The organism is Arthrobacter sp. AB6 (genome assembly GCF_031844545.1).
In the GTDB taxonomy this organism is placed as follows: domain Bacteria; phylum Actinomycetota; class Actinomycetes; order Actinomycetales; family Micrococcaceae; genus Arthrobacter.
This window is the reverse complement of the sequence record NZ_JAUZVL010000001.1, coordinates 146,027-171,731: the sequence shown is the minus strand read 5'-3', so window position 1 is coordinate 171,731 and position 25,705 is coordinate 146,027. Positions and strand designations below refer to the sequence as shown.

Annotated in this window: 22 protein-coding genes and 1 pseudogene; 7 read left to right on the top strand and 16 right to left on the bottom strand. The window is 67.5% G+C overall.

The genetic code is table 11. The annotated features are described in order from the left end of the window. Window positions 1-181 precede the first annotated feature (181 nt). Window positions 182-577, top strand: a complete 396-nt coding sequence (locus Q9R30_RS00785; RefSeq protein ID WP_104998924.1) for a VOC family protein — start codon at window positions 182-184, stop codon at window positions 575-577. A gap of 85 nt (window positions 578-662) precedes the next feature. Here the strand turns inward: Q9R30_RS00785 and Q9R30_RS00780 are convergent, their stop codons facing one another. The 5 genes from Q9R30_RS00780 to Q9R30_RS00760 form a co-directional block, all read right to left on the bottom strand. Continuing rightward, window positions 663-968: a hypothetical protein gene (locus Q9R30_RS00780; RefSeq protein ID WP_104998923.1), complete on the bottom strand. Its 306-nt coding sequence runs from the start codon at window positions 966-968 to the stop codon at window positions 663-665. Window positions 969-980: 12 nt separating this feature from the next. Then, a complete protein-coding gene (locus tag Q9R30_RS00775) occupies window positions 981-2,099 on the bottom strand; it encodes a S1C family serine protease (protein WP_104998922.1) in 1,119 nt (372 codons plus the stop codon). 71 nt (window positions 2,100-2,170) lie between these two features. After that, window positions 2,171-2,791, bottom strand: coding sequence for a TetR/AcrR family transcriptional regulator (locus Q9R30_RS00770; RefSeq protein WP_311216479.1), 621 nt, complete (start codon window positions 2,789-2,791; stop codon window positions 2,171-2,173). A gap of 139 nt (window positions 2,792-2,930) precedes the next feature. Then, on the bottom strand, window positions 2,931-4,298 hold the full coding sequence (gene paaK / locus Q9R30_RS00765) for a phenylacetate--CoA ligase PaaK (RefSeq protein ID WP_104998920.1): 1,368 nt from the start codon (window positions 4,296-4,298) through the stop codon (window positions 2,931-2,933). A 6-nt stretch (window positions 4,299-4,304) separates the two neighbouring features. Then, complete coding sequence (locus Q9R30_RS00760; RefSeq protein WP_311216478.1) at window positions 4,305-4,763, bottom strand: hotdog fold thioesterase; 459 nt, start codon at window positions 4,761-4,763, stop codon at window positions 4,305-4,307. Between the two features lie 236 nt (window positions 4,764-4,999). Here Q9R30_RS00760 and pta point away from each other — a divergent pair, with 236 nt between their 5' ends. Further along, on the top strand, window positions 5,000-7,072 hold the full coding sequence (pta, locus tag Q9R30_RS00755) for a phosphate acetyltransferase (RefSeq protein ID WP_104999842.1): 2,073 nt from the start codon (window positions 5,000-5,002) through the stop codon (window positions 7,070-7,072). Window positions 7,073-7,162: 90 nt separating this feature from the next. Here the strand turns inward: pta and Q9R30_RS00750 are convergent, their stop codons facing one another. Continuing rightward, entirely contained in the window at window positions 7,163-7,468 is a 306-nt protein-coding gene (locus Q9R30_RS00750) for a hypothetical protein (protein ID WP_104998918.1), read from the bottom strand. Window positions 7,469-7,604: 136 nt separating this feature from the next. Here Q9R30_RS00750 and Q9R30_RS00745 point away from each other — a divergent pair, with 136 nt between their 5' ends. Beyond that, complete coding sequence (locus Q9R30_RS00745; RefSeq protein WP_311216477.1) at window positions 7,605-8,768, top strand: acetate kinase; 1,164 nt, start codon at window positions 7,605-7,607, stop codon at window positions 8,766-8,768. Between the two features lie 79 nt (window positions 8,769-8,847). Here the strand turns inward: Q9R30_RS00745 and Q9R30_RS00740 are convergent, their stop codons facing one another. The 5 genes from Q9R30_RS00740 to Q9R30_RS00720 form a co-directional block, all read right to left on the bottom strand. Continuing rightward, entirely contained in the window at window positions 8,848-10,044 is a 1,197-nt protein-coding gene (locus Q9R30_RS00740) for an FAD/NAD(P)-binding oxidoreductase (RefSeq protein ID WP_311216476.1), read from the bottom strand. 4 nt (window positions 10,045-10,048) lie between these two features. Continuing rightward, on the bottom strand, window positions 10,049-10,255 hold the full coding sequence (locus Q9R30_RS00735) for a DUF2945 domain-containing protein (protein WP_104998915.1): 207 nt from the start codon (window positions 10,253-10,255) through the stop codon (window positions 10,049-10,051). Window positions 10,256-10,263: 8 nt separating this feature from the next. Further along, window positions 10,264-12,630 (bottom strand): hypothetical protein, encoded by a 2,367-nt coding sequence (locus Q9R30_RS00730; protein WP_311216475.1) that lies wholly within the window; start codon window positions 12,628-12,630, stop codon window positions 10,264-10,266. A gap of 6 nt (window positions 12,631-12,636) precedes the next feature. Then, window positions 12,637-13,380, bottom strand: coding sequence for a peptidoglycan-binding protein (locus Q9R30_RS00725; RefSeq protein ID WP_234005614.1), 744 nt, complete (start codon window positions 13,378-13,380; stop codon window positions 12,637-12,639). Between the two features lie 172 nt (window positions 13,381-13,552). Continuing rightward, window positions 13,553-16,078: an AMP-binding protein gene (locus Q9R30_RS00720; RefSeq protein ID WP_311216474.1), complete on the bottom strand. Its 2,526-nt coding sequence runs from the start codon at window positions 16,076-16,078 to the stop codon at window positions 13,553-13,555. Window positions 16,079-16,362: 284 nt separating this feature from the next. Here Q9R30_RS00720 and Q9R30_RS00715 point away from each other — a divergent pair, with 284 nt between their 5' ends. Continuing rightward, window positions 16,363-16,815, top strand: a complete 453-nt coding sequence (locus Q9R30_RS00715; protein WP_104998912.1) for an SRPBCC family protein — start codon at window positions 16,363-16,365, stop codon at window positions 16,813-16,815. A gap of 17 nt (window positions 16,816-16,832) precedes the next feature. Here Q9R30_RS00715 and Q9R30_RS00710 read toward each other — a convergent pair whose 3' ends face one another. After that, entirely contained in the window at window positions 16,833-19,064 is a 2,232-nt protein-coding gene (locus Q9R30_RS00710; protein ID WP_311216473.1) for a S9 family peptidase, read from the bottom strand. Window positions 19,065-19,703: 639 nt separating this feature from the next. Between Q9R30_RS00710 and Q9R30_RS00705 the strand changes: the two genes are divergently transcribed. Then, on the top strand, window positions 19,704-20,126 hold the full coding sequence (locus Q9R30_RS00705; protein WP_104998909.1) for an Hsp20/alpha crystallin family protein: 423 nt from the start codon (window positions 19,704-19,706) through the stop codon (window positions 20,124-20,126). Window positions 20,127-20,369: 243 nt separating this feature from the next. Here Q9R30_RS00705 and Q9R30_RS00700 read toward each other — a convergent pair whose 3' ends face one another. After that, window positions 20,370-21,308: an NAD(P)H-hydrate dehydratase gene (locus Q9R30_RS00700; protein WP_311216472.1), complete on the bottom strand. Its 939-nt coding sequence runs from the start codon at window positions 21,306-21,308 to the stop codon at window positions 20,370-20,372. Continuing rightward, complete coding sequence (locus tag Q9R30_RS00695) at window positions 21,292-22,077, bottom strand: histidine phosphatase family protein (protein ID WP_104999840.1); 786 nt, start codon at window positions 22,075-22,077, stop codon at window positions 21,292-21,294. Before Q9R30_RS00695 ends, Q9R30_RS00700 begins: the two co-directional genes overlap by 17 nt. Before the next feature lie 91 nt (window positions 22,078-22,168). On the opposite strand from Q9R30_RS00695, the pseudogene Q9R30_RS00690 reads away from it, so the two are divergent. Next, window positions 22,169-22,417 (top strand): annotated as a pseudogene (locus tag Q9R30_RS00690) (PadR family transcriptional regulator); the annotation flags it as partial. After that, window positions 22,418-22,570, top strand: coding sequence for a hypothetical protein (locus tag Q9R30_RS00685; RefSeq protein ID WP_158677278.1), 153 nt, complete (start codon window positions 22,418-22,420; stop codon window positions 22,568-22,570). 112 nt (window positions 22,571-22,682) lie between these two features. Here the strand turns inward: Q9R30_RS00685 and Q9R30_RS00680 are convergent, their stop codons facing one another. Continuing rightward, complete coding sequence (locus Q9R30_RS00680; RefSeq protein ID WP_311216471.1) at window positions 22,683-24,356, bottom strand: alkaline phosphatase D family protein; 1,674 nt, start codon at window positions 24,354-24,356, stop codon at window positions 22,683-22,685. 183 nt (window positions 24,357-24,539) lie between these two features. After that, a complete protein-coding gene (locus Q9R30_RS00675; RefSeq protein WP_311216470.1) occupies window positions 24,540-25,658 on the bottom strand; it encodes an LCP family protein in 1,119 nt (372 codons plus the stop codon). Between the last annotated feature and the right edge of the window lie 47 nt (window positions 25,659-25,705).

The following is a 25,705-nucleotide window of genomic DNA, read 5'->3' as shown; positions in this document are numbered from 1 at the left end:
CGGGTTTTCCCCGGACGCTCTCTCACCTGCCGGCGACAGGTGATAGAGCGTTGGCGCTTAGACCGCATTAAGTGAGAGAGGGCGTGGGTTTTCCCTGCGGGAAGTGAGAGAGCGTCGGGTCTTTTTGGCGGGCGGAAGCGTAAAATTCTGCCCGTAGGAGGTGGCCCTTATGAGCCTAAGAATGAACACAGCCACAACCGTCCTGCCAGTCGATGATCCCGCCCGCGCCCGTAGGTTCTACACCGAAAAGCTCGGGCTCCCGCTCCGCGGCAAGGCAGACGATGGAAGCGAATTGCTCGGCAGTAGCGGCGGCCCGATGCTGCAGTTGTTGCCGGTTTCGGACGGCAAGCACTCCGAGCACACCGCCCTGAGCTTTGAGGTGACGGACATCGAGGGGACGGTCCGGGACATGGAGGCCAGGGGCGTCAGGTTCCAGGATTATGACCTGCCGAACCTGAAGACGGAAAACCACATCTGCACCACCGACTCGGAAAAGTGTGCCTGGTTCATGGACACCGAGCACAACATCCTCTGCGTCCACGAGAAACTGGGCGTCCAGGCCGAGTACGAGCTGTAACGGCGCAGCGGATGCCCTCGAATACAAAAGCAGGGGCGCCCCGGGTTTCCGGGGCGTCCCTGCTTTGTTTCCGGCAGGTCTGGCGTCAGGACTCGGCGCCGCCGTGCAGGCCGTCGTCGCTGCTGTCATCCTCGCGGCCGGTGCCGTGCCCGCTCTCGCTTTGATCCGAAAGGTCCATGTTGCCGCGGGCCTCCGACATGGTGGGGCCGCCGGAGGGGACGCTGTAGGTGTCCGGGCGGATGCCGTGGGACTGTTCCTCGATCAGGGCCTGCTCTTCGCTGAAGCGGATGGCGTTGGCTTCGTCTCCGGCGTCGCCGGTGAGGTCTTCGCGGACCTTTGAGGGGTCCGGAATGATGTATCCGGCGTCTGCTTCGTCCTTGGGGTGGCTCATGTTCTTACCTTCCTATCGGGTGTTACTTGTGGGCCTGGCGATGAGGTCCGCCTTGACGTCAAGGCTCTGACCTCCCCGCTTGACCTTGAAGCCTACGGTATCGCCGGGGTTGCGTCCGCGGAGTTCCGCCAGGAGCTTCTCCGGTGAATTCAGTTCCACTCCTTCCATCGACTCCAGCACGTCGCCCGGCCGGATCCCCGCACGTCCCGCCGGACCGCCGTCGTCCACTGCGAGGACCACGACGCCGGTACTGGCGTCAATGCCCAGCTGCTCGGCAATCTGGGCCGTAAGTTCGCCGGGCGTGAGGCCCAGGTAGGCGTGCTCGGCAGTGCCGTCCGCCAACAGCTCCTCGGCCACCTCCACGGCCGTGGCGGCAGGAATAGCGAATCCCAGGGCCACGGCGCCCGCAGACGGCGGGATGTAGGCCTCGCTGATGCCGATGATTTCGCCGCGCATGTTGATGACGGCGCCGCCGGAGTTGCCGGGGCTGATGGGGGCATCGGTCTGGATCAGGTCCACGAGGGACAGGCTGTTGGAGGCGGAGCCGGGGATGGAGCGGTGCAGCCCGGAGATGATTCCGGCCGTGGCGGTGTTCTCGAAGCCCAAGGGGGAGCCCAGCACCACGGCCCCCTCACCAACGCGCGGCAGGTTGGCCTGGTAGACGGGTTTGGGCAGGCCGGTGCGGTTTGCCTGCACCAGGGCGAGGTCGGTGACGGGGTCCGTGGCCTTGACCGTTCCCTCCACGCGCTGGCCATCGGCGAAGGCGACTTCCACCGTGGTGTTGCCCCGGACCACGTGTTCGTTCGTGAGGATGAGGCCGTCCTCGGAATAGACAACGCCGCTGCCCAGGCCGCCCTCGGTGAAGATGGTCACCACGGACGGTGCGAGGTTCTCCACGAGCTGCGGGATGTCGCCCGCCGCGGCCGGGGCGGGAGCCGCGGAGGTGCTCCCCGGCGTGGCGGCGGAGGTGGAGCGGGAGGTGGGGCCGGCGGTTGAGGTGTCGGTGGGCGCCGGGGGACTTGGCGTACCGGTGCAGCCGCTGAGTGCCAGTGCGGCCGCGAGGACGCCGGTCCCAAATGCTGTCCGCAGGCAGCCCGGACGCCGTAATGCCCGGCTGGTGGTGATGCTCATGGGCGGCCTCCCTGCAGATCCTGGCTGGTCCTTCAACCGTAGCCGGGAAGCGGCAGGGATACCAAGCACCCTTAGTATTTTTCCTGGGGCTTGGTGGAGTGCAGGCCGTCGAACGCCATGGTGATTACGTCGTCGGCCAGGCGCTCGGGTGAGAGGGAGCCGCCGGGCTTGTACCATTCCACGATGGAGTTGATCATGCCGAACAGCAGGCGGGTCACGGTTCGCGGATCAATGTCCTGGCGCAGGGAGCCTTCGTCCCTGGCGGCGGAGATCAGCCCGGCAACCTTGTGGTCGAACGCGCGCCGGCGTTCCAGGGCGTCCCGCTCTATCTCGGTGTTGCCGCGCAGGCGCAGGAGCAGCGTGACGAACGGCAGCCGGTCCACCAGCACCGCCACGGTTCGCCGGAGCACAAACTCGAGGCGGGCGTCTGCCGCGCCGGACGCAGCCTGGGGTTCATCCAGGATGGCTTCGAGCCCGCCGAGTGCGTGGTCCAATGCAAGCTTGAGGAGGTCGCCCTTGGAGGGGACGTGATGGTAAATGGCAGATTTCGATATGCCCAGGTTGTCGGCAAGGATGCCCATGGACGTCGCATCGTAGCCATGCCGGTTAAAGACGTCGACGGCGATGCGCAGCACCGACTGCTGGTCGTATCCCGGGCGGCCGCGCTTGGTGGGTGCATCAGTTGCAGACATACCGGCCATTTTCTCATGAACGTTCGGTAAACCAGGCCGTGACCGGCGGGTCCTTGGACCCTGTGGCGTTTTCGGAAGCCCGGCCTCCACCCTGCGCCTTCTGGCCCGGTCCGGCCCCTCCTGCGGTGGGGCCGGACCGTTACCCCTTGGGGCGCAGGTCGTAGATCCTGCGCAGCTTGCCGTTGGACCGCTCAAGCGAGCCCGGCTCCACAACGTCAACCGCGCAGGAAGAACCCACGTGGATCTTGATCTGTTCCCTCAAGGTGCGTGCCGCCGTCGTGCTCTGCTCAGTGGTGACGTTGTCCCGGCGCTCGATGCGGACCGTCATCTGGTCCATCCGCTGGCCCTCGGGGCGGGTGAGCTCCAGCTGGAAGTGCGGGCTGAGCTCGGGGATCCGGAGGGCGATTTCCTCGATCTGTGACGGGAACACGTTCACGCCGCGGAGGATGATCATGTCGTCGCTGCGGCCGGTGATGCGCCCCATGCGGCGGTGCGCGGGGCGGGCCGTGCCGGGGAGCAGGCGGGTGAGGTCCTTGGTGCGGTACCGGATGATGGGCAGGGCTTCCTTGGTGAGCGAGGTGAACACCAGTTCGCCGTGCTCGCCGTCGCCCAGCACGTTTTCCTTGCCCACCGCCGGGTTGAAGGCGTCGATGATTTCGGGGCGGAAGTGGTCCTCCCAGATGTGGCTGCCGTCCTGTGTCTCCACCGCCTCGCCGGCCACGCCCGGGCCCATCACCTCGGACAGCCCGTAGATGTCGCAGGCCTTGAGGTTCATGGTGACCTCGAGCTCGTGCCGCATCTCCTCGGTCCACGGCTCTGCGCCCAGCACCGCATACTTCAGCGACGTGGAAGCGGGGTCGATGCCCATGTGGGCCATGGCGTCGGCGATGGTGAGCAGGTACGTGGGCGTGGCCAGGATGGCGTCGGGCTTGAAGTCCTGGATCAGCTGGATCTGGCGTTCGGTCTGGCCGCCGGAGATGGGGATGACGGTGCAGCCCAGGGCTTCGGCTCCGGCGTGGGCGCCCAGGCCGCCGGTGAACAGGCCATACCCGTAGGCGTTGTGGACCTTCATGCCCGGGCGGATGCCGGAGGCGCGGAAGCTGCGGGCCACCAGCTTTGCCCAGTCCGCCAGGTCCTGCTTGGTGTAGCCGACGACGGTGGGCCGGCCCGTGGTGCCCGAGCTGGCGTGGACGCGGGCTACTTCGTGCTGCGGCACCGCGAACATGCCGAACGGGTATTCCTCGCGCAGGTCGTCCTTGGTGGTGAAGGGGAAGTTGCCCAGGTCCTCCAGTTCACGGAGGTCGCTGGGGTGGATGCCGGCGTCGTCGAATTTGCGCTTGTACAGGGGCACGCGCTCGTAGGCGTAGGCAACGGTGTGCTGCAGCCGGCTGAGCTGGAGGGCCTCGAGCTCGTCGCGGGAGATGGTTTCCTCGCGGTCCAGGGTGGCGTCAGTGCCTGCGGCGGTCGCTGCGGTGGCTGCGGGGGATTCAGGGGCATGCAGGGTCATGGTTTCCTACTTCTTGGGGATGGTGCGGCTGCGTCCGCGGAACTCGGCAATGAGCTCGCCTGGCTGGCCAGCGTCGGCGGGCGGGGCGTCGGCGGCGAAAATCTGGATGTCGTACAGGCCGCTGCGCCCGGCGCTGGAGCGGCGGTCCGCCACCGCGGTGAGCACCTGGCCGCGGAAGGCCGGTTTAAGGAAGTTGATGTCGACGCCGGAGGCCACGGTGATGCTGTTTTCATCGCCGGGTGCCGGCACGGCCGGGTTGCAGGCGAGGGCGAACGCGGTGTCGCCGAAGGCGAAGATCATTCCGCCGTGGGCCATACCGAAGCCGTTGAGCATTTCCTGCCGGAGGGTCATCCGGATGGTGGCGTGCCCGTCGCTGATGGCGAGGACCTGGATTCCCATCCACTCGGAGGCGTAGTCGTTCTCCAGGATCTGGTGTGTGGGCCCGGAAAGGGCGGTCTCAGCCATGCGTCATTGCCTCCAGCTTTATTTACCGAATGTTCATTAGGTAATCCCATGGAGGGGTCCTGTGTCAAGGGTGGCCGGCCGGATCAGCCCAGTTTTGGAGGGTCCAGGCCAGCAGCCTGCGGGGGCAGTCCGGGGAGGCGTTCGAAAACTGGGCTGCAATGGACGACGGCGGCACGCATCCCGCCGGGGAGGTGCAAGGATTGAGTGACCGGCACCAGCACAGCAAAGGGCGGACCATGGCCAAAGGCATTTACGTCAGCGCAACCACCCCCGGCTCGGGCAAGTCACTCGTTGCCCTGGGCCTGGCGGATACCCTGCACCGGCACGCGGACAGGATCGGCTTCTTCAAACCCGTGGTCCACGGCCCGGATGCCACGGCCGATCCCATGGTGGCGCTGATGAAATCCCGCTTCGCGCTGGAGGATGAGCGGTGCCGCGGCGGACTGACCCACGCCGAAGTCCGTGATCTGCTGGCGGAAGGCAACCGCGCCGAGATCGATGCCCGCTGCGTGGAGATTTTCGCCGACATTTCGCGGCACTGCGATGTGGTGATCGTCGAGGGAACCGACCTGGCGGGCCAGGATGCCGCCGTCGAATTCGACCTCAACGCCCGCCTGGCGAACAACCTGGCCACGCCCGTGGTGGCGGTGGTGGGCGCCAAGGGGAGAACCGTTGCGGAGGCCGTGGCCGCCGTCGAGGTCGCCCGGAAGGAACTTGCCGCCGAACGGTGCGCGCTGCTGGCCATCCTGGTGAACCGTGCGGACCCGGAGGACGTCGAGGCCATCGGGGCGGCGGTAAAGCCCGGCGCGTCCAAGCGGCCCGTCTACGTCCTGCCGGAACTGGAGGAGATTGCCCGGCCCACCACCGGTGAAGTGGCTACGGCGCTGGGCGTCCGGCAGATCGCCGGCCGGCGGGACATGGAGCGCGACGTGAAGGACATCAAGGTGGCGGCCATGAACGTGGGCAACTTCCTGAACGTGCTGGATGAGGGCGCCCTGGTGATTGTTCCCGGGGACCGGGCCGACGTGATGGTGGCGTGCCTGGCCTCGTCCTTCTCGCCCGAGTTCCCGGTGGCATCCGCGCTCATCCTCACCGGCGGGCTCGCGCCGGACGCCAATATCTACCCGCTCCTGGCGCAGGCGCCGTTTCCCGTGTTCGCCACGAAGGAGGACACCTACACCACGGCCCGCCGGGTCTCCGAAGTCCGCAGCGAGATCTGGTCCGGGCACCGCCGCAAGGTTGCTTCTGCCCTGGGGCTGTGGTCCCGCCGGGTGGATGAAAACGAACTCGTGGAGCGCCTGCACCTGCCGCGTGCCGAGCGGATGACTCCGCTGCGCTTCCTGCACGACCTCATCGAGCGTGCCCGCTCGCAGCGGCGGCACGTGGTGCTGCCGGAGGGGACCGATGTGAGGATCCTGCGGGCGGCGGAGATCCTGCACCGGCGCGACGTCTGCGACCTTACGGTGCTGGGGCCGGAGCCTGACGTCCGCGAACTGGCCGCAGCGAACGGCATCGACCTCACCGGCATCAGCATCGTGGATCCGGCCACCTCGGACCTCCGGCAGAAGTTTGCCGAGAAGTACGCCGAGCTGAGGGCGCACAAGGGCGTGGACCTGGCCAAGGCGCTGGAGATCATGCAGGACGTCAGCTACTTCGGCACCATGATGGTCCAGCTGGGCGTCGTGGACGGCATGGTGTCCGGCGCCGCGCACACCACGGCCCACACCATCCGTCCGGCCCTGGAGTTCGTGAAGACGCGCGAGGGCGTGAAAATCGTGTCCTCGGTGTTCCTGATGCTCATGCCGGACCGGGTGCTGGTCTACGGCGACTGCGCGGTGAACCCGGACCCGAACGTGGAGCAGTTAGCGGACATTGCGCTGGCTTCGGCGGAGACCGCTGCCCAGTTCGGGGTGGAGCCCCGGGTGGCCATGCTGTCCTACTCAACGGGCGGCTCGGGCTCCGGCGAGGCAGTGGACGAGGTGCGGCAGGCCACGGAGCTGGTCCGTGAGCGCCGGCCGGACCTCGCAGTCGAGGGCCCCATCCAGTACGACGCCGCCGTGGACGCCTCCATCGCCGAGTCCAAGATGCCGGGATCCTCGGTTGCCGGGCAGGCCACCGTGTTCATCTTCCCGGACCTCAACACCGGCAACAACACGTACAAGGCGGTGCAGCAGAGCTCAGGGGCGGTCGCCGTCGGGCCCGTCCTGCAGGGCCTGCGGAAGCCGGTCAACGATCTCTCCCGCGGCTGCACCGTGGAGGACATCGTGAACACCGTGGCCATCACGGCCATCCAGGCGCAGGCCTCCTAGGTGTTTCTTACAGCAACGCGGGGTCACTCCACGCCCAATTTGGGTGCGTCATCGGGCATGGAGTGACCCCGCGTTGCTGTAAGCGGCCCGTCAGCTGTTGTCCGGCTTGGCCAGGCTCTCCTGGTCCTCCTGCTTGGCAGGCTCGTCGGACAGGCCCTGCGGGGTGAGGTCCAGGTCCTCCGCGTTCTCCGGGGCCTCGGGGGCTTCTCCGGTTTCGGCGGCCTTGAGGTTGCCGGTATCATCCAGCGCCGGGTTGGCGCCCTCCACCACCGTGGGGTCCTTCTTTCCGGAGCCCGGCCGGGCATCCGAGTCCGCCTGGGCGTTCAGGGGAGCGGTACTGCTGGATCCCGTGTTGGTGGGATCATTCTCGTCAATCGACGCGGGTTCGTTCGTCATGGAAGTGTCCTCTCGGGCGTGGTCCAGCCTGTCCGCCCCGACTCTAGGCGCAGCCGCGCCCATCCGCAAGGAAACGGCCGCCGCGCCCACCTATAGTGGGGTTTGAACCGCAGAAGCAAGGCTCAGGAGGCCCCTCATGCTCGTGCTCGTCATCAACTCCGGATCGTCGTCGCTCAAATACCAGGTCCGCGATGTCGCGGCCGGGAGCGTCCTGACCGAGGGGCTGATCGAGAAGATCGGCATGGGCAACGGCGGCGACGGGGACGGCGAGATCGAGGGCCCGCGGGACCATGCCGAGGCGCTGGAACAGGTGGACGCCGCCATCCACCGGGAACTCGGCGATCTGGAGCTGGCGGCAGTGGGCCACCGGGTGGTGCACGGCGGCGAGCGGTTCGCCGAGCCCGTGCTGATTGACAACGAGATCACCCGTGCCATCGAGCGCCTGAACCCGCTGGCGCCGCTGCACAACCCGGCCAACGTGCTGGGAATCCGGGCCATCACCAGGAAGTGGCCGGACATGCCGCAGGTTGCCGTGTTCGACACCGCCTTCCACCGCACCCTCCCCGAGCACGCCTGGCGCTACGCCGTGCCGGACGAGCTGTACACCAACCACGGCATCCGCCGCTACGGCTTCCACGGCACCTCCCACGAGTACGTGGCGCGCCGCGCCGCCGCGCTGCTGGACCTGCCCATGGAAGAGTTCGACGGCGTGATCGCCCACCTGGGCAACGGCGCCTCAGTCACCGCCATCCGCGGCGGCCGGTCGGTGGACACCTCCATGGGCTTCACGCCCTTGGAAGGACTGGTGATGGGGACCCGCTCGGGCGACCTGGACCCGTCCATCCTGGTGTTCCTGGGCCGGGCAGGCTGGACACCCGAGGACCTGGACACCATGCTCAACCGGGAGTCGGGGCTGAAGGGCCTGGCCGGCAACAACGACATGCGCTCGGTGGTGGAGGCCTCCGAGTCCGGCGATGCCAAGGCTGCGACGGCGCTCGGCATCACCTCCTACCGGCTGGCCAAGTACATCGGCGGGTACCACGTGGCCGTGGGCGGTGCCAAGGCCCTGGTGTTCACGGCGGGGATCGGCGAGAACTCGCACCAGTTCCGTGCCTTGGTGACGGACAGGCTTGGCGCGCTGGGCATAGAACTCGACGCCGGCCTGAACGCCGAGCGGTCAAGGGAAGCGCGCGTCATTTCCACGGCACAGTCCGCCATCCCCGTCCTGGTGGTTCCCACTGACGAGGAGCGCGCCATCGCGGAGGCGACTGCCGCCGTCGTGACTTCCTCGGCCGGGTAACCGACGCTCTCTCACTTGATGTGGGATTTCCCCGAACGCTCTCTCACTTGATGTGGGATTTCCCCGAACGCTCTCTCACCTAAGCCCGGCCCTTGAGGATCAGGTTCCAGTAGACCTGCGGGAAGATGTCCCGGTCCACCACCCAGGACAGCCTGCTTTCGTTCCACGTGGGCACCCGCGGGATGGTGGGCATGGGCCGGTACCGGTCATCGAACTCGGCGAACACCACGGTGTTGCGGGACACGGTGAAGGGGCACACCGAGTAGCCGTTGTACTTTGCCCGCAGGGCCTTGCCTTTCCGCGCGGCCACCAGGTTTTTGGCCAGGACCTGGGTCTGCTTCCGCAGGGCGCCCCCCGACTTGGAATTGGTGGTTCCGGCGGCGTCCCCCAGCGACCAGACGTTCTGGAACCGGATGTGCCGGAGCGTCTGCCGGTCCACCTCCACGAAGCCGCCGGTGTCGCCGGCTGCAGGCAGGTCGGTCGCCTTGAGCCAGTCGGGGGCGGACTGCGGCGGAACGGCGTTGAGGACGTCGTAGTGCAGGTTCTCTTCGGTACCGGCGGCCAGGTCCCGGATGGTTGCTGTCTGGCCGGCCGCGTCCACGGCGACGAGTTCGCTGTTGGTCCGCAGCTCGATGCCGTACTCGGCGATCTTGCGGTCAAGTTCCCGGTCCACCTCCGGCACGCCGAACACCGTGGGGTAGGGCTGGACCATCACCACGCGGACCCGGTCTAGGACACCCTGCTCCCGCCAGTAGTCGCAGGCCAGGTACATGGGTTTCTGGCTGGCGCCGCCGCATTTGACGGGCCCGGCGGGCATGGTGAAGACTGCCGTGCCGGACGCCAGGCCGCTCAACAGGGTCCAGGCCTTGGACGCCAGTTCGAACTCGTAGTGCGAGGTGCCGGAGGGCGAGTGCACGGCCTCGGCCAGGCCGGGCACGGCATCCCAGTCATACTGCAGGCCGGGGCACACCACCAGCTGTCCGTAGGACACGGTGGAACCGGACGCCAGGGTGACGGTGTTCGCATCCGTGTCCACACCGGCGGCGGCGTCGCGGATCCAGGTCACGCCCTGGGGTGTCACGGATTCCTGCGAGCGGACTGCCTCCGTGGCCTGGGCCCGGCCGCCGGCGATGTGGGAGAACAGCGGCTGGTAGAAGTGGTGGTCCTTGGGCTCGACGACGGCCACGTCCTTCACCCCGTAGCGCTCCAGTCGGGCGGCCAGTGACACGCCGGCGTTGCCGCCGCCGATGATGACAACCTCGTGCTGTGCGGCCACCGTGCTACTTCTTTTCGGTCAGGGCAGTAGCCTTGTGCGCGGCCCGGGCTCCGGTCTTGGCCGACTCCACCACATACTGCGGCTCGTCCTCGCTGGCACGGTGCGTGTTCCCGTCCAGTTCAAAGTCACTGGTCTTCTTTTCCACGATCATGCCGTGGGTCTTGCCCTGCGGGGTGTTCCATTCCACGGACGTTCCCTTGCCCAATGACATCTGTTCTCCTAGGTGGGGTTTGCGGTGGGAAGCGGCTCTGCTGCGGGAACCGTGCCCCCAGTATCCGCCGTTGGGAGCGGTGTCTCAACGGGGGCGTACGACGGCGGCGCCTCGCCTGGCACCGGCTGGGTCGCCGGGGCGGTGGCGGGCGCTGTCCCTGCCGGAGCGGTTGCACCGGCGCCCGTGCCGGGTGAGGAGGGAGGAGCAGAAGTGCCTGTGTGGGCCGAACTTTGTGTGGCGCTGGGATCCGCCTGGACGATGGCCATGATCTGTGCCTTGTAGTCGGACAGAGTGGCCTGGATTTCGGAAAGCGGCACGTTCTGGATATTCCGGCCGTACTCGGCAATCTCGGCCCACAGAGCCTGCAGGGAGGCCATGCCCGCTTCGCTCAGCGGACCGTCCAGGGTAAGGACGAGCTGGCTGGCCAGTGCGTAGGTAAGGCACTCGAAGCAGTTGTAATTGGCTGCCGCGGACAGGTTTTCGGGAACAATCACGTCCGTCTGCCCCACGATGAGGACCACCTGGAAGCCCACGGCCACGGCCGCGCACCCGCTGCAGCTGGCAAAGGCATAGGCCTCGTTCCGGGTATCAACGGGTTCGCCGTCCTCGGCCCAGACCAGCGCGAAGGCGACGCTGTAGGTCACGGACCCGTCGGTGGTGTTGACGGCCAGGGCCTGGTTGCCGTCCTCCTCGGGGGCGTCGGGCCGGTCGAACGGGAACACCCAGGACGGGGCCGGGGCGGAGGACGATCCGCCCGCCGGGGCGGGCACGGTACCGGGCGCACCTGCCACGGGCACCAGCACCATGCTCAGCTGCGGGTTCTCCCGGGTGGGCCTGGCCGCGCCTTCGGGCCATAAGGCGACGGTGCGTCCGCTGCCGCCTTCCCGCAGGGCGGTGCCCGAAACCGGCAGGATCGACGTCGTTGCATCAGCCAGCGTGCCGCGTTCGTACGGCTGCACGGGACGGTACGTCCCGCCGTCGGGCCACCATGCCCAGGCGAGCCCGGCCAGCAGGGCCGCCACGGCACCCATCGCCAATGACCGCTGAACCAGCCTGCCGCGGGTTTTCTGCCAGGCGCCGACGGTCAGTTGCCGCAGGAGCCGGAGCAGGATGTAGAGCATGCCGAGCATTGGCAGGGCAACGGCGACGATCGCCAGGACGCGCACGGCGGCGCCGGCCGGGTCGCCGGCAGCGAGACTGTCTGTGAGCAGTTCCTGTTGCTTCGCGGCGCTGTCCCATGCGGTGGCCAACAGCCTGGGCAGGGCGAGCACCATCATGGCCAGGCTGAACAGCAGCAACGGCACAGTCACCAGGACCCACAACGTCGCCACGGCCCGGGCCCACGGCTTCAGGACCTTGTTCTCCGGCCGGCCCCAGTGCCACGGAAGAAGCCCCAACAGAGTGGGCTTGATGCGCTGGAACAGGTCCGGGACGCCGGTGGTGTCGGCCAGGATGTGGTAGCCGTCGAACCGCACCAGGGGCAGCAGCTGCCGGACCATCTGCAGGATCTGCGTGACCACCACCAGGAGCAGTGCGTCCAGGCCTGTAGCCCACCACAGGCCCATGATCGCCACCGCAACGATGGCGTTGAAGTAGAGGCCGCCAAGGTCCGTGATGATGCGGCCGCCCCGGCCCAGGCGGTAGGAATCCGTGACGTCCGTGAAGAACGCCGGCCAGATGAGGTACAGGCCTGCACCCATGGCGCCGGGCGTGGCCCCGCCCCTCCGGGCAGCGGCGGCGTGCCCGAATTCGTGGAACCCCGCGGACAGGATGGTGACGGCAAAGATCAGCAGGAGCAGGACAGGCTTTTCGAATGCCTCATGGGTGGCCGCGCCAAGTCCCTTAACCATCAGCACCCACCAGCAGGCCGCCAGGAACGCTGCCGTCACGGCCACCACGATCAGCGGGTTGAACAGAACCGTGAACGGGGACGTGATTTTGCGGGTGCGTTCCGGATCGGTCACTGTGTAGCGGAAACGCATGCCCAGGAGCGGGTCTGCTTTCTTTACCTCGGGCTGGGATCCGTCCGCAAGCCGCAGCAGGCCCAGCGGCAGCAGCTGTGAGTCCATCAATGTCCGGACGTTGTCCGCGCTGATCAGCCTTCCGGACGTCTCGCTGGCGTGCCGGGCCACCTCCTCCATGGTCCGTGTCCCGTCCACTGCCTCCAGCACTGCGAACAGCAGCGGCGTCAGTTGGAGAGTCTGGCCGTCGGCGCGGCGGACCAGCGACGGCGGCGCCCGGTAACCGGATCCCTCGGAAGGCCCGATGAGCTGCACGCCCTCAGCCCGGGCGGGCACCTGCGGCGGGTGTTCGGTGATGGCAGCGGACGACGGCGGGCCCGCCTTCGAGGCCGGCCCGCCGCTTGCGTGGGTCATGGGTGCTTACTGCCGGAGGTCGGACTGCTGGTCGGCAGTGGCGTTGGCTTCGCCCTCGATGTGTTGGGAGATGATGGCATCCTGTTCGGCCACGGCGTATGCCTGGCTGTCGATGGAGCCGATGTTTGCGGCCACCGCGGCGTCGATAGGGGCAGCCACGTTGGCGTTGGCGGCCACGGCACCGTTGATCGGAGCTGCGATATCCGCGTCGGCCGCAAGGTCCACGTTGACGTTGAGCAGGTCGCCGTCGAGTGCGGCAGCCGGATCCACGGGCAGCGCGCCGACGTCCGGCAGGCTTCCGTCCGGCAGGCTTCCGTCGGGGAGCGTGCCGTCGGGAAGGAGGCCGCCGCCGTCGACCGTTCCCGCGGTGGTTCCGGGCTCGGTCCCGGTGCCCGCCGCGCCGTCCTCCACCGTGCCATCGCCAACGGTGTCGTCAGACTGGTCGATGGTGCTGTCCTGGGTGGATGCGGCGTTCGCGTCGGCTACGATGCCCTGCTCGATGATGACGCCCTGGTCCGCCAGGGCCTGCGCCTCGGAGCCGAAGGAGAGGATGTTGGCGGAGGCCGCGGCGTCAATCGGCGCGGCCACGTTGGCGTTGGCGGCCACGGCGAGGTCGATGGGTGCCGCCGCATCGATGCCAAGATCAAGGTCCGCATTCAGGTCAAGGACAGAGGCAACTTCTTTGTCCGGCAAGGCCGTTGCCTGTTCCGCCGTCAATTCGTCGTCGGTCAGGGGACGCATTTCTTCCATGCTCACAAAAACCTCCACGTACGGCGCTGGTTGGCCTGCCCCCAGCGGGCAGCCAGCGCCAGACAATAGTAAGCATGATTAGTGTCAATGGATACATCCGTGTCCAGAGCCGCTCATGGTGCGGATGGCACAAGGTGACGGACGGCGGCGGAGGAGGGCCGCCGTCGTCCGCTTACTTCCGGGCGCGCAAACGGTGGGCGGCCCCGGCAACCCTGTTGCACAAAGCCCAGTAGGCCACGCCTGCCGCCAGGGAGGCGGCCAGTGCGAGCGGAAGGCCCAGGCCGGCCAGCGGCGGGTAGACGAGCCAATGGACGAGGTAGATGTGCATGGAGGCGCTGGCCAGCAGGACCGTCACGCGGCCCAGGGCCCGCGGCATGGGGAGGGCGGGCAGCCAGGCAAGCAGCAGGATGCCGGCAATCACCGTGGCGTCGCGGTTGGCATCCTCGAAGAACCCCGGAACCGTGAGGACGGCCAGGGCGGAGACAGTGCAGCGCTGGGCGAGGTTGCGGGACCTGGCCACCGCCCATCCGAGCGCGAAGAGCCAGAGGGCCGGAACGGTGTAAGGCACACCCGGCTCCACGATTTCATAGCGTGTCAGCAGCCCGCCGCCGAACATGATGAGCGGGAAAATGAACGGGAACCGGCGTTCCGCCCGGTGCAGCCACGGGATGGAGAGCAGGGCCGTCATGGCCAGCAGGATGTAGACGATCACCTCGATGAACCAGAAATGCCACTGCGTGGTGATCTGCTCGTCTCCCAGCATGGAGTTCAGGAGCACGATGTTGACGAGGCCGTAGTGGTCTGTGACCAGGTAGGCGAAGGCGATGAACACCATGCTGGGCACGGCGATCCGGGCCACGCTGGTGAGCTGCCGGCGCAGGCGGGGAAGCCTTTCGCCGGAGAGCTGGAAGCGTGCGAAGTTGAACCCGGCCGCGGCAATCAGCACGTGGGCCATGCCCTGCCAGTTGAACAGGCCGATGTGCGTGCCGGCGATCAGGAAGATTCCCACGGCCCGGAGGACCAGGCTGGTGTCCGTGGGGGCAAAGAGCCGTGCGAGCCGGGTCCGGGCGGGCCGGCCTGGCCGGCGCGGCTCAAGGTCGCGGACCGGTGTGACATGCCAGTCCGGGGGCAGGTGGCCCAGTGCCTGCTCGAGCCGGACCGAGGCCGCCACGAAGGACAGGGAGTCGCCGCCGAGCGAGACGAACGTGTCCGTGTCCGCGATGTCCGTCTGCTCCAGCGTGTCCTCGTAGATGCGCCGGACGGTGTCCGGCCCGGCCGAGTTGCCGCGCTCTCCTTGCGGAGCACGTTCGGCCGGGGCCGGGGCAGTTTCCGAGAGCGCCGCCACGGCCGGGTAGTCCACTTTGCCGGTGGCCAGGCGGGGAAGTTCCGCCACGGCATGGATTTCGACGGCGGCGCGTGGCAGGCCGAGGCCCTGGGCGAGGACTTTGGTCAGCAGCCGGGTGTCATGGGTTCCCTCGACGGCGACGACGAGCCCCTGGTCCGTTCCCGCGCTGGCAGCGTGCACGCCGAGGTCCGCCAGAAGGCGTTCCACCTGGCCCAGGTCCACACGCAGTCCCACGATCTTGACGAACCGGCTGCGCCGCCCGCGCACCTCGTAGAGGCCCGCGGCGTTCTTCACCGCGAGGTCGCCGGTGCGGAGCTCGGTGACGGTGCGGCCCTGTGCCAGGTCCTCCGGGGTCTCGGCATACCCCAGCATGACATTGGGCCCGGTGTACACCAGTTCGCCGTCCTCGAGGCCGGCCACGGGTTCAATCCGGAAGTCGCCGCCGGGAACTGGCACGCCGATGGCGCCGGGATGGGCGGCGGCAAGGTCCGGCGGCAGGTACGCCATCCGGGCTGTGGCCTCGGTCTGGCCGTACATGACGAAGAGTTCCCAGCCCTGCCGTTGGCCCAGCTCCGCGTAGTGCCGGACGGATTCCGGGGCGAGCCGGCCGCCGGCCTGGGTGACGTAGCGCAGGCTGGGCAGGTCCATGTCCGCGAAGCCCACGCGCTCCAGCAGCTCAAAGGTGTAGGGAACGCCGGCGAACGCCGTGGCAGCTTCCCGCCGGAACAGCTCCCAGAAACACGGATCCACCACTGACAGTCCGGTCAGGACCAGGCCCGCGCCGCGCAGCAGGTGGCTGTTGATGACCGAGAGGCCGTAGCAGTAGGACATCGGCAAGGTGGTGGCGGCCCGGTCCCCGGGCGTGATCCGAAGATAGGTTGCGATGGACTCGGCGTTGGCCTGCAGGTTGGCGTGGGACAGGCGCACCAGTTTGGGGGAGCCCGTGGAGCCGGACGTGCTGAGGAGGAGGGCAAGGTCCGGATGCAGGGTGTGCCGGGTACCGGGCCGGCGTTCGTCGAGGACGCACTCGCCATTCGCGGAGCGGACCACAACGTCGGGGTCGTAGGCCGTCACGAGGGATTCGAGGGCCGCCGGCTTGTCCTCCGGGAGGAGGATCAGCGGGTGACCGGACGCGAGGGCGGCGAGGTACGCCACCAGCGATTCGACGTCGTTGGACGCCGCAAGGGCGATAAGGCGCCGTTCGGCGCCCAGCTTCCGGGAAAAACTGTCGACGCGGTCGGCGAGCTCCCGGTAGGTCAGCGTCAGCCCGTCGGCGAGGATGGCAGGCCGGTTTCCGTAGCGCGCAAGATCGGCAGCGAAAGAAACCCGCGCGAAATCAAGCTGCGTGGTCATCCGACGATCTTATTAGTACAGCCTTACCTTACTAAAATCGAGCGTTAAGAAAAGCGGATGGAGAAATAAAAGGGGTGCGTGCATGCTTCCCCGGGAACCCCCATTGAATGCTCCAAAAACGCCGTTCCGGGGGCTCAAAAAGGGCATTATCGGAGCGCCGGACGGGCCATAAAGGGAGCTTTCCGCAACGCCTTGACAGCCCCACGCCGTCGGGCCAAGCTGGCGCTGTGCCTACCTGCCGGCCGAGCCGGGCCGGCATCAGGCCCCTGTCCAAGGAGAATCCAATGCCTGTTGTGGAAGAAACCGTCGTCATCCCCCGGCCACCGCAGGAGGTCTTTGACTTCCTGTCGAAATTCGAAAACATCGCCGTCTATGATTCCTCGGTCCTCGCCTCCGAGCAGATCGGTGACGGCCCGCTGGGCGTGGGTTCCCGTGGCCGCGGAACCAGCAAGGTCATGGGGCGGCAGTTCGACTGGACCGCCGAAATCACCGAGTTTGATCCGCCCCGGCGCATGGTGTCCCGTTCCGTCGAGGGCAAACTGGACTTCACCATTATCATCACGCTCGAACCAGCCGACGGCGGCACCCGCGTTACCGAGCGGATCGAAGCCGCGTCCGGCCTGGGCGGCATCTTTGGCAAGCTGGCCGACCCGCTGGTGGAACGGGCCCAGGGGCGGACGGTCCGCGCCAATCTCGAAACGCTGGCCGAGTGGCTGGCGGAGCATCCACAGTCCTGAGCTGCGTCGCTTTCGTCCTACTTCAGCCCGGCGCCGGGCAGCAGCTCGGTGGCACCGAGGGAATCGGCGATGAAGGCATAGTCCCAGGCCCGTTCGCGCCACTGCACATAGCGGCCGGACGCACCGCCGTGCCCGCCGTCCATCTCGATCTTCATGACAATCGGCTCGGCGCCGGTGGTCTTGTTCCGCAGTTCCTGCACCCATTTGGCCGGTTCCACGTAAAGGACCCGGGTGTCGTTGAAGGACGTGACGGCGGCGATCTTGGGATACGCCGCCTCCCTGACGTTCTCGTAGGGGGAGTATGACTTCATGTAGGCGTACGCCGCGGGATCGGTGATGGGGTTGCCCCACTCCTCCCACTCCAGGGCGGACAGCGGCAGCTCGGGATCGAGGATGCTGGTCAGCGGGTCCACGAACGGCACCTGCGCCACGATCACTGCATACTTTTCCGGCGCCATGTTCGCCACGGCCCCCATCAGCAGGCCGCCGGCCGATCCGCCCAGGGCGGCGATCCGGGCAGGGTCCACCCAGCCGGAACCGGCCAGCCAGTCTGTGGCGTCGATGAAGTCGGTGAACGTGTTCTTCTTGGTGAGTTTCTTGCCGTCCTCGTACCAGTGCCGGCCCAGCTCCCCGCCGCCGCGGATGTGGGCGATCACGAACACCACGCCGCGGTCCAGCAGCGACAGCCGCGCGATCCCGAAGCCAGGATCCATGCTCAGCTCATAGGAGCCGTACCCGTACACCAGGCCGGCCGCCGTCGAATCCTGCTTCACGGCCTTGTGCCGCAGTACGGAGAGCGGAATCCTGGTGCCGTCCGCGGCGTCTGCCCATTCCCGGGTGGCGACGTAGTCGCTGCCGTCGTAGCCGCCCAGGACCGGGCTTTCCTTGCGCAGCAGCAGCTCACCCGCGGGCTGCTCCGGCGTGGGCAGCACGAAGTCGTATACGCGTGACGGCGTGAAGTAGGACGTGTAGCCCAGCCGGATGACCGGGGCCTCGTAGTCGGACCCGCCCACGCCCGCGGTGTAGAGCTCCTCATCGAAGGCCGGCTCCACGGGTTCTTCCTGGGCGGGCGTGCCCAGCCCTGCCAGCCCGATGAACTGCACGCGCTCGATGGTGTCCTTGCGGATGGAAACGACCAGGTGCGTGGAGGTGACGCCCGCGCCGTTGATGCGGACGTCGTCGGAATGTTCGACGACGGTGACCCAGGCCTGCTCTGCCAGCGGCTTGGCGAGCGCGGCCGGGTCCGCCAGGGAGACCATGGAGTTGACCGCACCGCGGTTGTGCGTCAGGAGGATACGCTCCTGTTTTTCGCCGTCCGGCCCGGCAAGCAGGAACGGCTCGGCCTCATAGAGCACGCGGTCGTTCCGCGAGATCACGGTGGTGAGCTCCTGGGCGGGATCGTCAAAGCGGAGCAGGCGGGTTTCGCTGTACTCCGAGCAGCCGATGCCCAGCACGAGGTGGCGCCGGTCAGCTGAGAGCTCGAAGCCCAGCCACATGGCGGCGTCGTCCTCCTGGTAGATGACCACATCATCGGCAACAGGCGTGCCCAGGACGTGCGCCTTCACCTGGTACGGGCGCCACGAGTCATCCACCACGGTGTAGAAAATCCGGGTGCCGTCGGGGGAGAAGGCGACGCCGTAGAAGACGTTCTCGATGACGTCCGGCAGCAGCCCGCCGGTGCGGAGGTCCTTGATGCGGAGGGTGAAGCGCTCATCCCCCGAGTTGTCCACGGCATAGGCATAGAGGGTCCCGTCCACGGTCACGGCCGAGCCGCCCACCGAGAAGTACGGTTTGCCCTCCGCCTCCACGTTGCCGTCCAGCAGGACTTCCTCGCCGGGGATTTCGACGCCGGGCTGCACCGCGGGCGGCGTCCAGTCGGCAACCTTGTCCCCGGTGTCCGCGGCCCGGACCCGGCACTGGATGCCGTACTCCTTGCCCTCCACGGAGCGGCTGAAGTACCACCACCCGTCCTTGCGGTGCGGCACGGAGAGGTCGGTTTCCTGGGTGCGGCCCTTGATCTCCTGGAAGATGGCCTCGCGCAATGGTTCCTGGTGTGCGGTGACCGCCTCCTGGTACGCGTTCTCGGCCTTCAGGTGCTCCACCACTTCGGCGGATTCCTTGTCCCGCAGCCACTCGTAGTTGTCCACGAAAACGTCCCCGTGGTGGACACGTTCGGACGGGATCTTCTTGGCAACCGGCGGTGTGGGAGCGGCAGTGGTGGCGGAGTCCCGCAGCGGAGTCTGGGTCATTCCTTCAATATATAGATCCCCGCCGACAATTATCCGGCCGTTCGCTACCGGGGGATCGCCGCCTCCGCGGGGGAGTAAGGGCGTCCGACGGCGGGGCGCGCTGTCGCTGGTGCGCTGCGCCAGTTGCGCGCCTGGCTCCGGCGGTGGGGGCCGTCCCGGGCTGAGGGGACGGCGGGCCGCCGGCCTAGTGGGCTTGAGGCGGCGGGCGTATCCTGTTCACGCCAAGGCACGTCCATTAAACGTGAGAGGGGAACGTCACATGACCATCCCGCCAGTGCACGAGCCCGAGCCGTTTCCGCCGGAACCAGGCCCGGACCAGCCAGATCCAACCCATCCCGGTCCGCCGGCTCCCAATCCGTTCCCTGCACCGGAACCCCCGGGCCCGCTGCCGGTGCCGGACCCAGGTCCCGCACCGCTTCGGCCGGACCCGACCCGGAGCTGACAACCGAGCATGTGAGGGGCCCTTTCGCGTGCAGCGAAGGGCCCCTCAACCATGTCCCGCCAGGGCGCAAAAAACTTCGAAAATCCCCCTCGGAACCCCTTGCAGACCTGAACTCCCAGTGCTAAAAAATCTATATCAGTCAATACAGATCGGCTGATACGAAAAGTGTTGGACCGTCTCTTACGAGGAGGGAAGCCATGTTGATGCGAACTGATCCGTTCCGCGAGTTGGACAGGCTGGCCCAGCAGGTCCTCGGCACGGCGGCGCGCCCGGCAGCGATGCCGATGGACGCGTGGCGGGAGGACCAGGAATTTGTCGTCGCCTTTGATCTGCCCGGCGTCGCACTGGATTCTGTGGATCTGGATGTGGAACGGAATGTCCTGACGGTACGGGCCGAGCGCCCCGACCCTGCAGGCAAGGACACCGAGTTGATCGCCTCCGAGCGGCCGCGCGGCGTGTTCAGCCGCCAGCTGATCCTCGGGGACACCCTGGACACCGACAACGTGAAGGCTTCATACGACGCCGGTGTCCTGACGCTGCGGATTCCTGTCGCCGAAAAGGCCAAGCCGCGCAAGATTGAAATCGAGACGAAGGGGGCCAAGCAAGAGATTGCCGCCTAGTTTCAACACAGGATCGGAAAGTCGGGGATCTACTGACTGCCTTTAGGGCGGATTGCACAGTATGCACGCCACAGCGCTTAAAGCGCACCGGCAGCCTACACCCGCACTTCCCGGTATGGCGGCCCCCGGCTTCGGCCGGGGGCCGTCTCATGCCCGGAGAAGGCAACGCGGGGTCACTTACCGCCCAAAAAACCACGTCGGATGGACCGTAAGTGACCCCGCGTTGCCTTCAATCCGGAGGGGTCAGGTGTTGAGTTCCAGCATCAGCGCGGGCAGCTCGTCCGCGAGTTCGCGCGCCAGGAAGCCCAGAGGTCCCAGCCGGCTGGCAAGCCTGTCCGCGGCAGCCGCATGGAGATGCGTGCCCCAGCACGCAGCCTGCGCTTCGCTGGTTCCCCGGGCGCGAAGGCCGGCGATGGCACCGGCCAGCACATCTCCGCTGCCTGAGGTCCCCAGCCCGCCGTATCCCGTGGTGATTTTCCAGAGCTCCGCCTCTTCCGGCGCATCACCTGGCGGCCTCGCGATCAGGCCCTGGCAGCTCACCACCGCCTGGTACCGTTCGGCAATCTCGGCAACATCAGCCGGCAGGTCCCCCGGCTCACGGCCAAGCAGGATCCCAGCCTCCTTGGGATTGGGCGTCAGGATCAGGCGCCCCTTCCACGGACCGGACTGGTCCTCCACGTTGGCCAAAGCACCCAAAGCGTAGGCATCGAGGACGACGGCGGGACCTCCGCCGTCGTTCCCTTTCCCTGGGGCGGCCTCCCGCCCGAGCAGGGCCCGGAGCAGTTCCTCGGCCAGGTCCAGGTCATCGAGGCCCGGGCCCACCAGTACGGCATCTGCCCCGTCCAGGTACGGGGCGATGCGGTCCAGGCCCTCGGCCGTTACGGACCCGCCAGGGGTTTCCGGCAGCCCCACCGCCCCGCACTCCGGCAGCGCGACGCCCAGGTGGACAGCCACCGATTCCGCGACGGCCAGGGTGAGTTTCCCGGCGCCGGCCCGAAGGGCGGCGGCGCCGGAGAGCAGTGCGGCACCGGGGGTCGCCCGGGCTCCGCCGATCACCAAAACCGATCCGCGGGAGTACTTGTCCTCGCCGGCGGCGGGCAGCGGCCAATCGCGCAGGAGCGACGGCGTCACCAGGGCTGGCTGCCTGGCTCCGGCCCCGGACGCTTCACCGCGGGTGGACACTGGCGTCCCCGGCATGTTCGGTCACGGCAACGCCCTGCTCGGTCAGGTGGTCCGCCACGTTGAAGCTTTCGAGCGTCCACGGGCCGGCGCCGGAGGGCCGCACATAGCGGGTCAGGGAGGCGTTCAGCACCGAGGTGGTGGCCGCCAGGTCCAGGAGTTCTGCTTCACTCAGCCCTTCAAGCACGTACCGGAAGAGCATGATCACGGCGTCGTGGCACACCAGCATTACCCGGTGCCCGGTGCCGAGATTGTTCAGTTCCGCCAGGACGGAGCGCAGCCGGAGGGCCACGTCCGCCCAGGATTCCCCGCCCGGCGGCCGGTAGTACAGCTTGCCCAGCCATTCGCGGCGTTCCACCTCATCCGGGAAACGCTGCTCCACGCCCAGCCGGGTGAGCCGGTCCAGGATGCCCAGTTCGCGGTCCCGGAGCCGTTCATCGGTGCGCACCTTCACGGGCCAGCCGGCCACCTCCACGGCGATTTCCGCCGTTTGCCGGGCGCGGGCATAGGGCGAGGAAACCACGGCGTCCGGCCGGAACTCCTCGGCGATCCGGGCCAAAGCCGCACCCAGGGCCTTGGCCTGCTCCTGCCCAATGTCGGACAGGTTCACGTCGGCATCACGGGCCGGCACGGCGATGACCGCCGCCCCCGCCTCCCGGGCTTCGGTGGCGGCAACGTTGCCTTCGCTCTCGCCGTGCCGGATCAGCAGCAGTTCCACCGCCCCGGCTTCCTGTACAGCCTCTGTCAGCCCGTCGTCGTTCAAGAGAATCACCCCGTCTGCGTGCCGTTCCGAATGCAGGAACACTACCAGCGGCGTACCCAGCGGGTGCCCAAAATAACCGGCGCTAAGTGCCTATGGTGACCGCGTCATCCAAGTTCTCCGGTCCTCCGGTTTTGACGGGCTCAGCGGCGGGACGCTCTACCCCGCCCTGAACCGGCTCGAGACGGACGGATTCGTCAGTTCGGTGTGGCGGGAAGGGGACAACGGCCCCGGAAAGAAGTTCTACTCCCTCAACCCGGAAGGGCGGCAGCGGCTGCACGAGTCGGCCAGGGACTGGACCCAATTCACAGCGCTCATCAAGAACCTGCTAGAGGAAAAGAAGGCTCACTAAATGTCGTCAGAGGAATACCTGAAGGCCCTGGCCTACGAACTGCGCCAGCGGAAACAGAACGAAGACATGGTCAGCAGCACGCTGCAGGAGGTCAGCAGCCACCTGGCCGAGAGCGGTGAAAGCGGCCAAACGGCCTTCGGGGCAACCGCGTGAGCACCCTGCGTCTTTCCCGGACCTCCGGTAACACCAAATCCGCTGCGGGTTCGGACATGCGCTGCCCGGGCCCACGCAGCGCATGTCCGAATCCGTAGCGAAAGTCCGAAAGCTACCGCTCCGGGGTGAGCACCTTCGAGAACACCGTTGCGCCGTTGGCGTTGCGCAGGCTCACGGTGAAGACTTCGGAATCCAGCTGGACGTGCCCGAAGAACTGGTTCTCACCGTTACGGGGCGATTCGCCCGGGAAGCGGCCCGCCTTGGAGAACACCACCTCGGGCCCGAACGTGCCGTCCATCTTGTTCGGGCCGAACGAACCCGCCGCAATCGGCCCGGCCACGAATTCCCAGAAGGGGTCGAAATCAGTGAAGGCCGCACGCTCGGGGGAGTAGTGGTGGGCCGCGCAGTAATGCACGTCGGCGGTCAGCCATACCACGTTCTTAACCCGGTTGTGCTTGAACGCGCTCAGCACCCCGGCGATCTCGAGCTCACGGCCCAGGGGAGCGCCGTCGTCGCGGTTTGAAACGCTTTCCTGGTTCACCGGGCCGTCACCCACGATGACGCCCACGGGCATGTCCGCTGCGATGACCTTCCACGTGGCCTTGGAGCGTGAAACCTCGCGGATCAGCCAATCCACCTGCTCCTGGCCCAGGATGGCCGTGGCATACGGTTCCTTCCCGTCGGTGTTGGGCGACTTGAAGGTCCGCATGTCCAGGCAGAAGATGTCCAGTTGCGGTCCGCGGGAAATTTTCCGGTAGATGCGCGCCGGCTGGTACTGCCCGGCGTCGTCAAACGTTCCCGGCCGCCAGAGGGCCGAGGAGTCCGCGATGGGCATGTTCTCCTGCCACGCCTGCCGGCCCCGGGCCGCGAGGGTGTTGACGTCCCGCACGGTGTAGCGGGGATCGTCCAGGATCTCGCCCGGGTACCAGTTGTTGGTGGTTTCGTGGTCGTCCCATTGCGAGATCAGGGGCACATCGGCGAACATCGCGCGCATGTTGGCGTCCATCTGGTTGTAACGGTGCCGGCCGCGGAACTCGGTCAGCGTCTCGGCCACCTTGGACACCTCCTCAGTGACCAGGTTCCGCCACACCTGCCCGTCCTTCTCCACCACGGTCTCCGTGATGGGGCCGTCGGCGTAGACGGTGTCGCCGGAGTGGATGAAGAAGTCCGGACGGGTCTGGTGCATGGCGCGGTAGCCTGGCATCCCGCCGATTTCCTCGTTGATGCCCCAGCCCTGGCCGGCGGTGTCGCCCGTCCACACAAAGCTTTGGGCGGACGACGCCGGCACCTCGCCGCCGGCGCTTGTGTCACCAGTGCGGCCGTTGCCGTTGTACGTCCCCGCGTCCGGAGCCGTGCGGAAGCTGCCGCTGGCCGTCTCGCCGGCCGCGCCGCCGTCGTCCTCGAAGCTGATCTCCAGCGCAAAGCGCGTGTTGGACGGCAGGTTCCCGGCGTGGATCTTGGCGGTGAAGTCGGAGGCCTGGGTTGCGCGGGGCCCGCGGAGGACGCGCTCAAAGGCGCCGCGGCCGCGGAGGACCTCGCCGCCGTCGTCCACTGCCCGCAGCGCCGCCGTCATCCGCCCGGCACCTGAAGACCGTGACCACAGGACGGCGGAATCGGAGGTGACGTCTCCGGTGGCGATGCCGCTGGGCAGGGTGAGCCGGTTCCGGACCAGCGCGACGCCGGCGGGCGACTGGGCTGGGGCGGCGTGGGCGGCGGCGGGCGCGGCTGCCAGTGCGGCAGCGAGGACGGATCCCTTGACAATGGTGCGGCGTGAAATGTCAGTCATGCCGTCCAGCCTTTACGTGCCGGGCGCACGGACGTTTTCCCCCCGGTGAACCCCGGGTGAGCCCCGGTTGAACAGCTGCGTGGAGCGCCTTAATCGGACGAGCGGCCCTCGACCGCATGAACGGTGTTGCCCGGCACGTTCATGCGGGGCGGGGCGCTCGTCCGCCAATGCCAGGGGCAGCCGCTACGGAACTGCGAACTCCCCGATCCGCCCCTCCCGCAGCGCTGCCCCAACGGCGTTGATCGCCCCGTAGTCCGGGAAGAGAACCGACTGGCCCGCGACGAATCCTGAGCCCGCCGTGGGCAGGGTCATGGTGCCGATCGCGTTCACGTCCAGGTTCCGCAGGCTGTAGGCAAGGATGGCAGCCTGCACGGGGTCGAAGCCCTTGTTCACCGTGAGGCAGCACGAGGCGAAGTTCACCAGTCCGCGGACGGCATTGACGTCATTCAAGGCGCCTCCACCGGTGAGGCGGGCCAGAATGGCTTTGAGCAGGACCTGCTGGTTGCGCACCCGCTGGAAGTCGCCGTCGGAAAATGCGTACCGCTCACGCGAGAACTCCAGGGCCGCCTGTCCGTCCAGGTGATTCACGCCGGGTCCGAAGACGTGGCCGGTGTCGTGCGTGGACTGGAACGGAACCGGGACGTTGACGTCGATCCCGCCCAGCCCGTCCACCAGGACTTTGAGGCCCCCGAAATCAAGCATCAGCGTGTGGTCGATGGTGATGCCGAGCAACTGCTGCACCGTCTGGGTGGTCATGTCGATACCGCCGTACTGCAGCCCGGCATTGATCTTCCCGCCGCCGAAGCCGGGGATGTCCACCCACGTATCCCTGTTGATGGAGATGATGTACAGGGTTCTGCGATCGGCCGGAACGTGGACCACCATGAGGGTGTCCGAACGGTGGTCCATGGCTTCGCCGGTGGCTGCGGTGTGGGCGGCGGCGTCTCTGGCAACGCCGCGCATGTCACTGCCGATGACGAGCACATTCATCGGCACGGGCGGCAGCTCCGGGATGGGCTCCGGTGGCGGAGGGGGAGCAGGGGCCGGCGGCGTATCGGAAGGAGTCTCCGAGGGGGTTACCGGCGTGGACGGCGATTCGCTCTGCGTCGCCGCGGGCTGCGCCTCGCTGCCGGAACGGTTGAGGCTGATGACTGCGACGACGGCGGCGGCCGCCAGGACCAGCGCCAGCAGTGCGGCTATCCAGCGCCGGCGGCCGTGCGCCACCCAGCTGCCGTTGTGGGGGCCGGGGGCGGGCCCGGATGCGTTGGGGCCGGAGGGATCGGAACCGTCAGGCGTGCTCATTGTGCCTCACCTCTTTGTGAATGGGTGGGATCAGTGTCCGCCAGCCG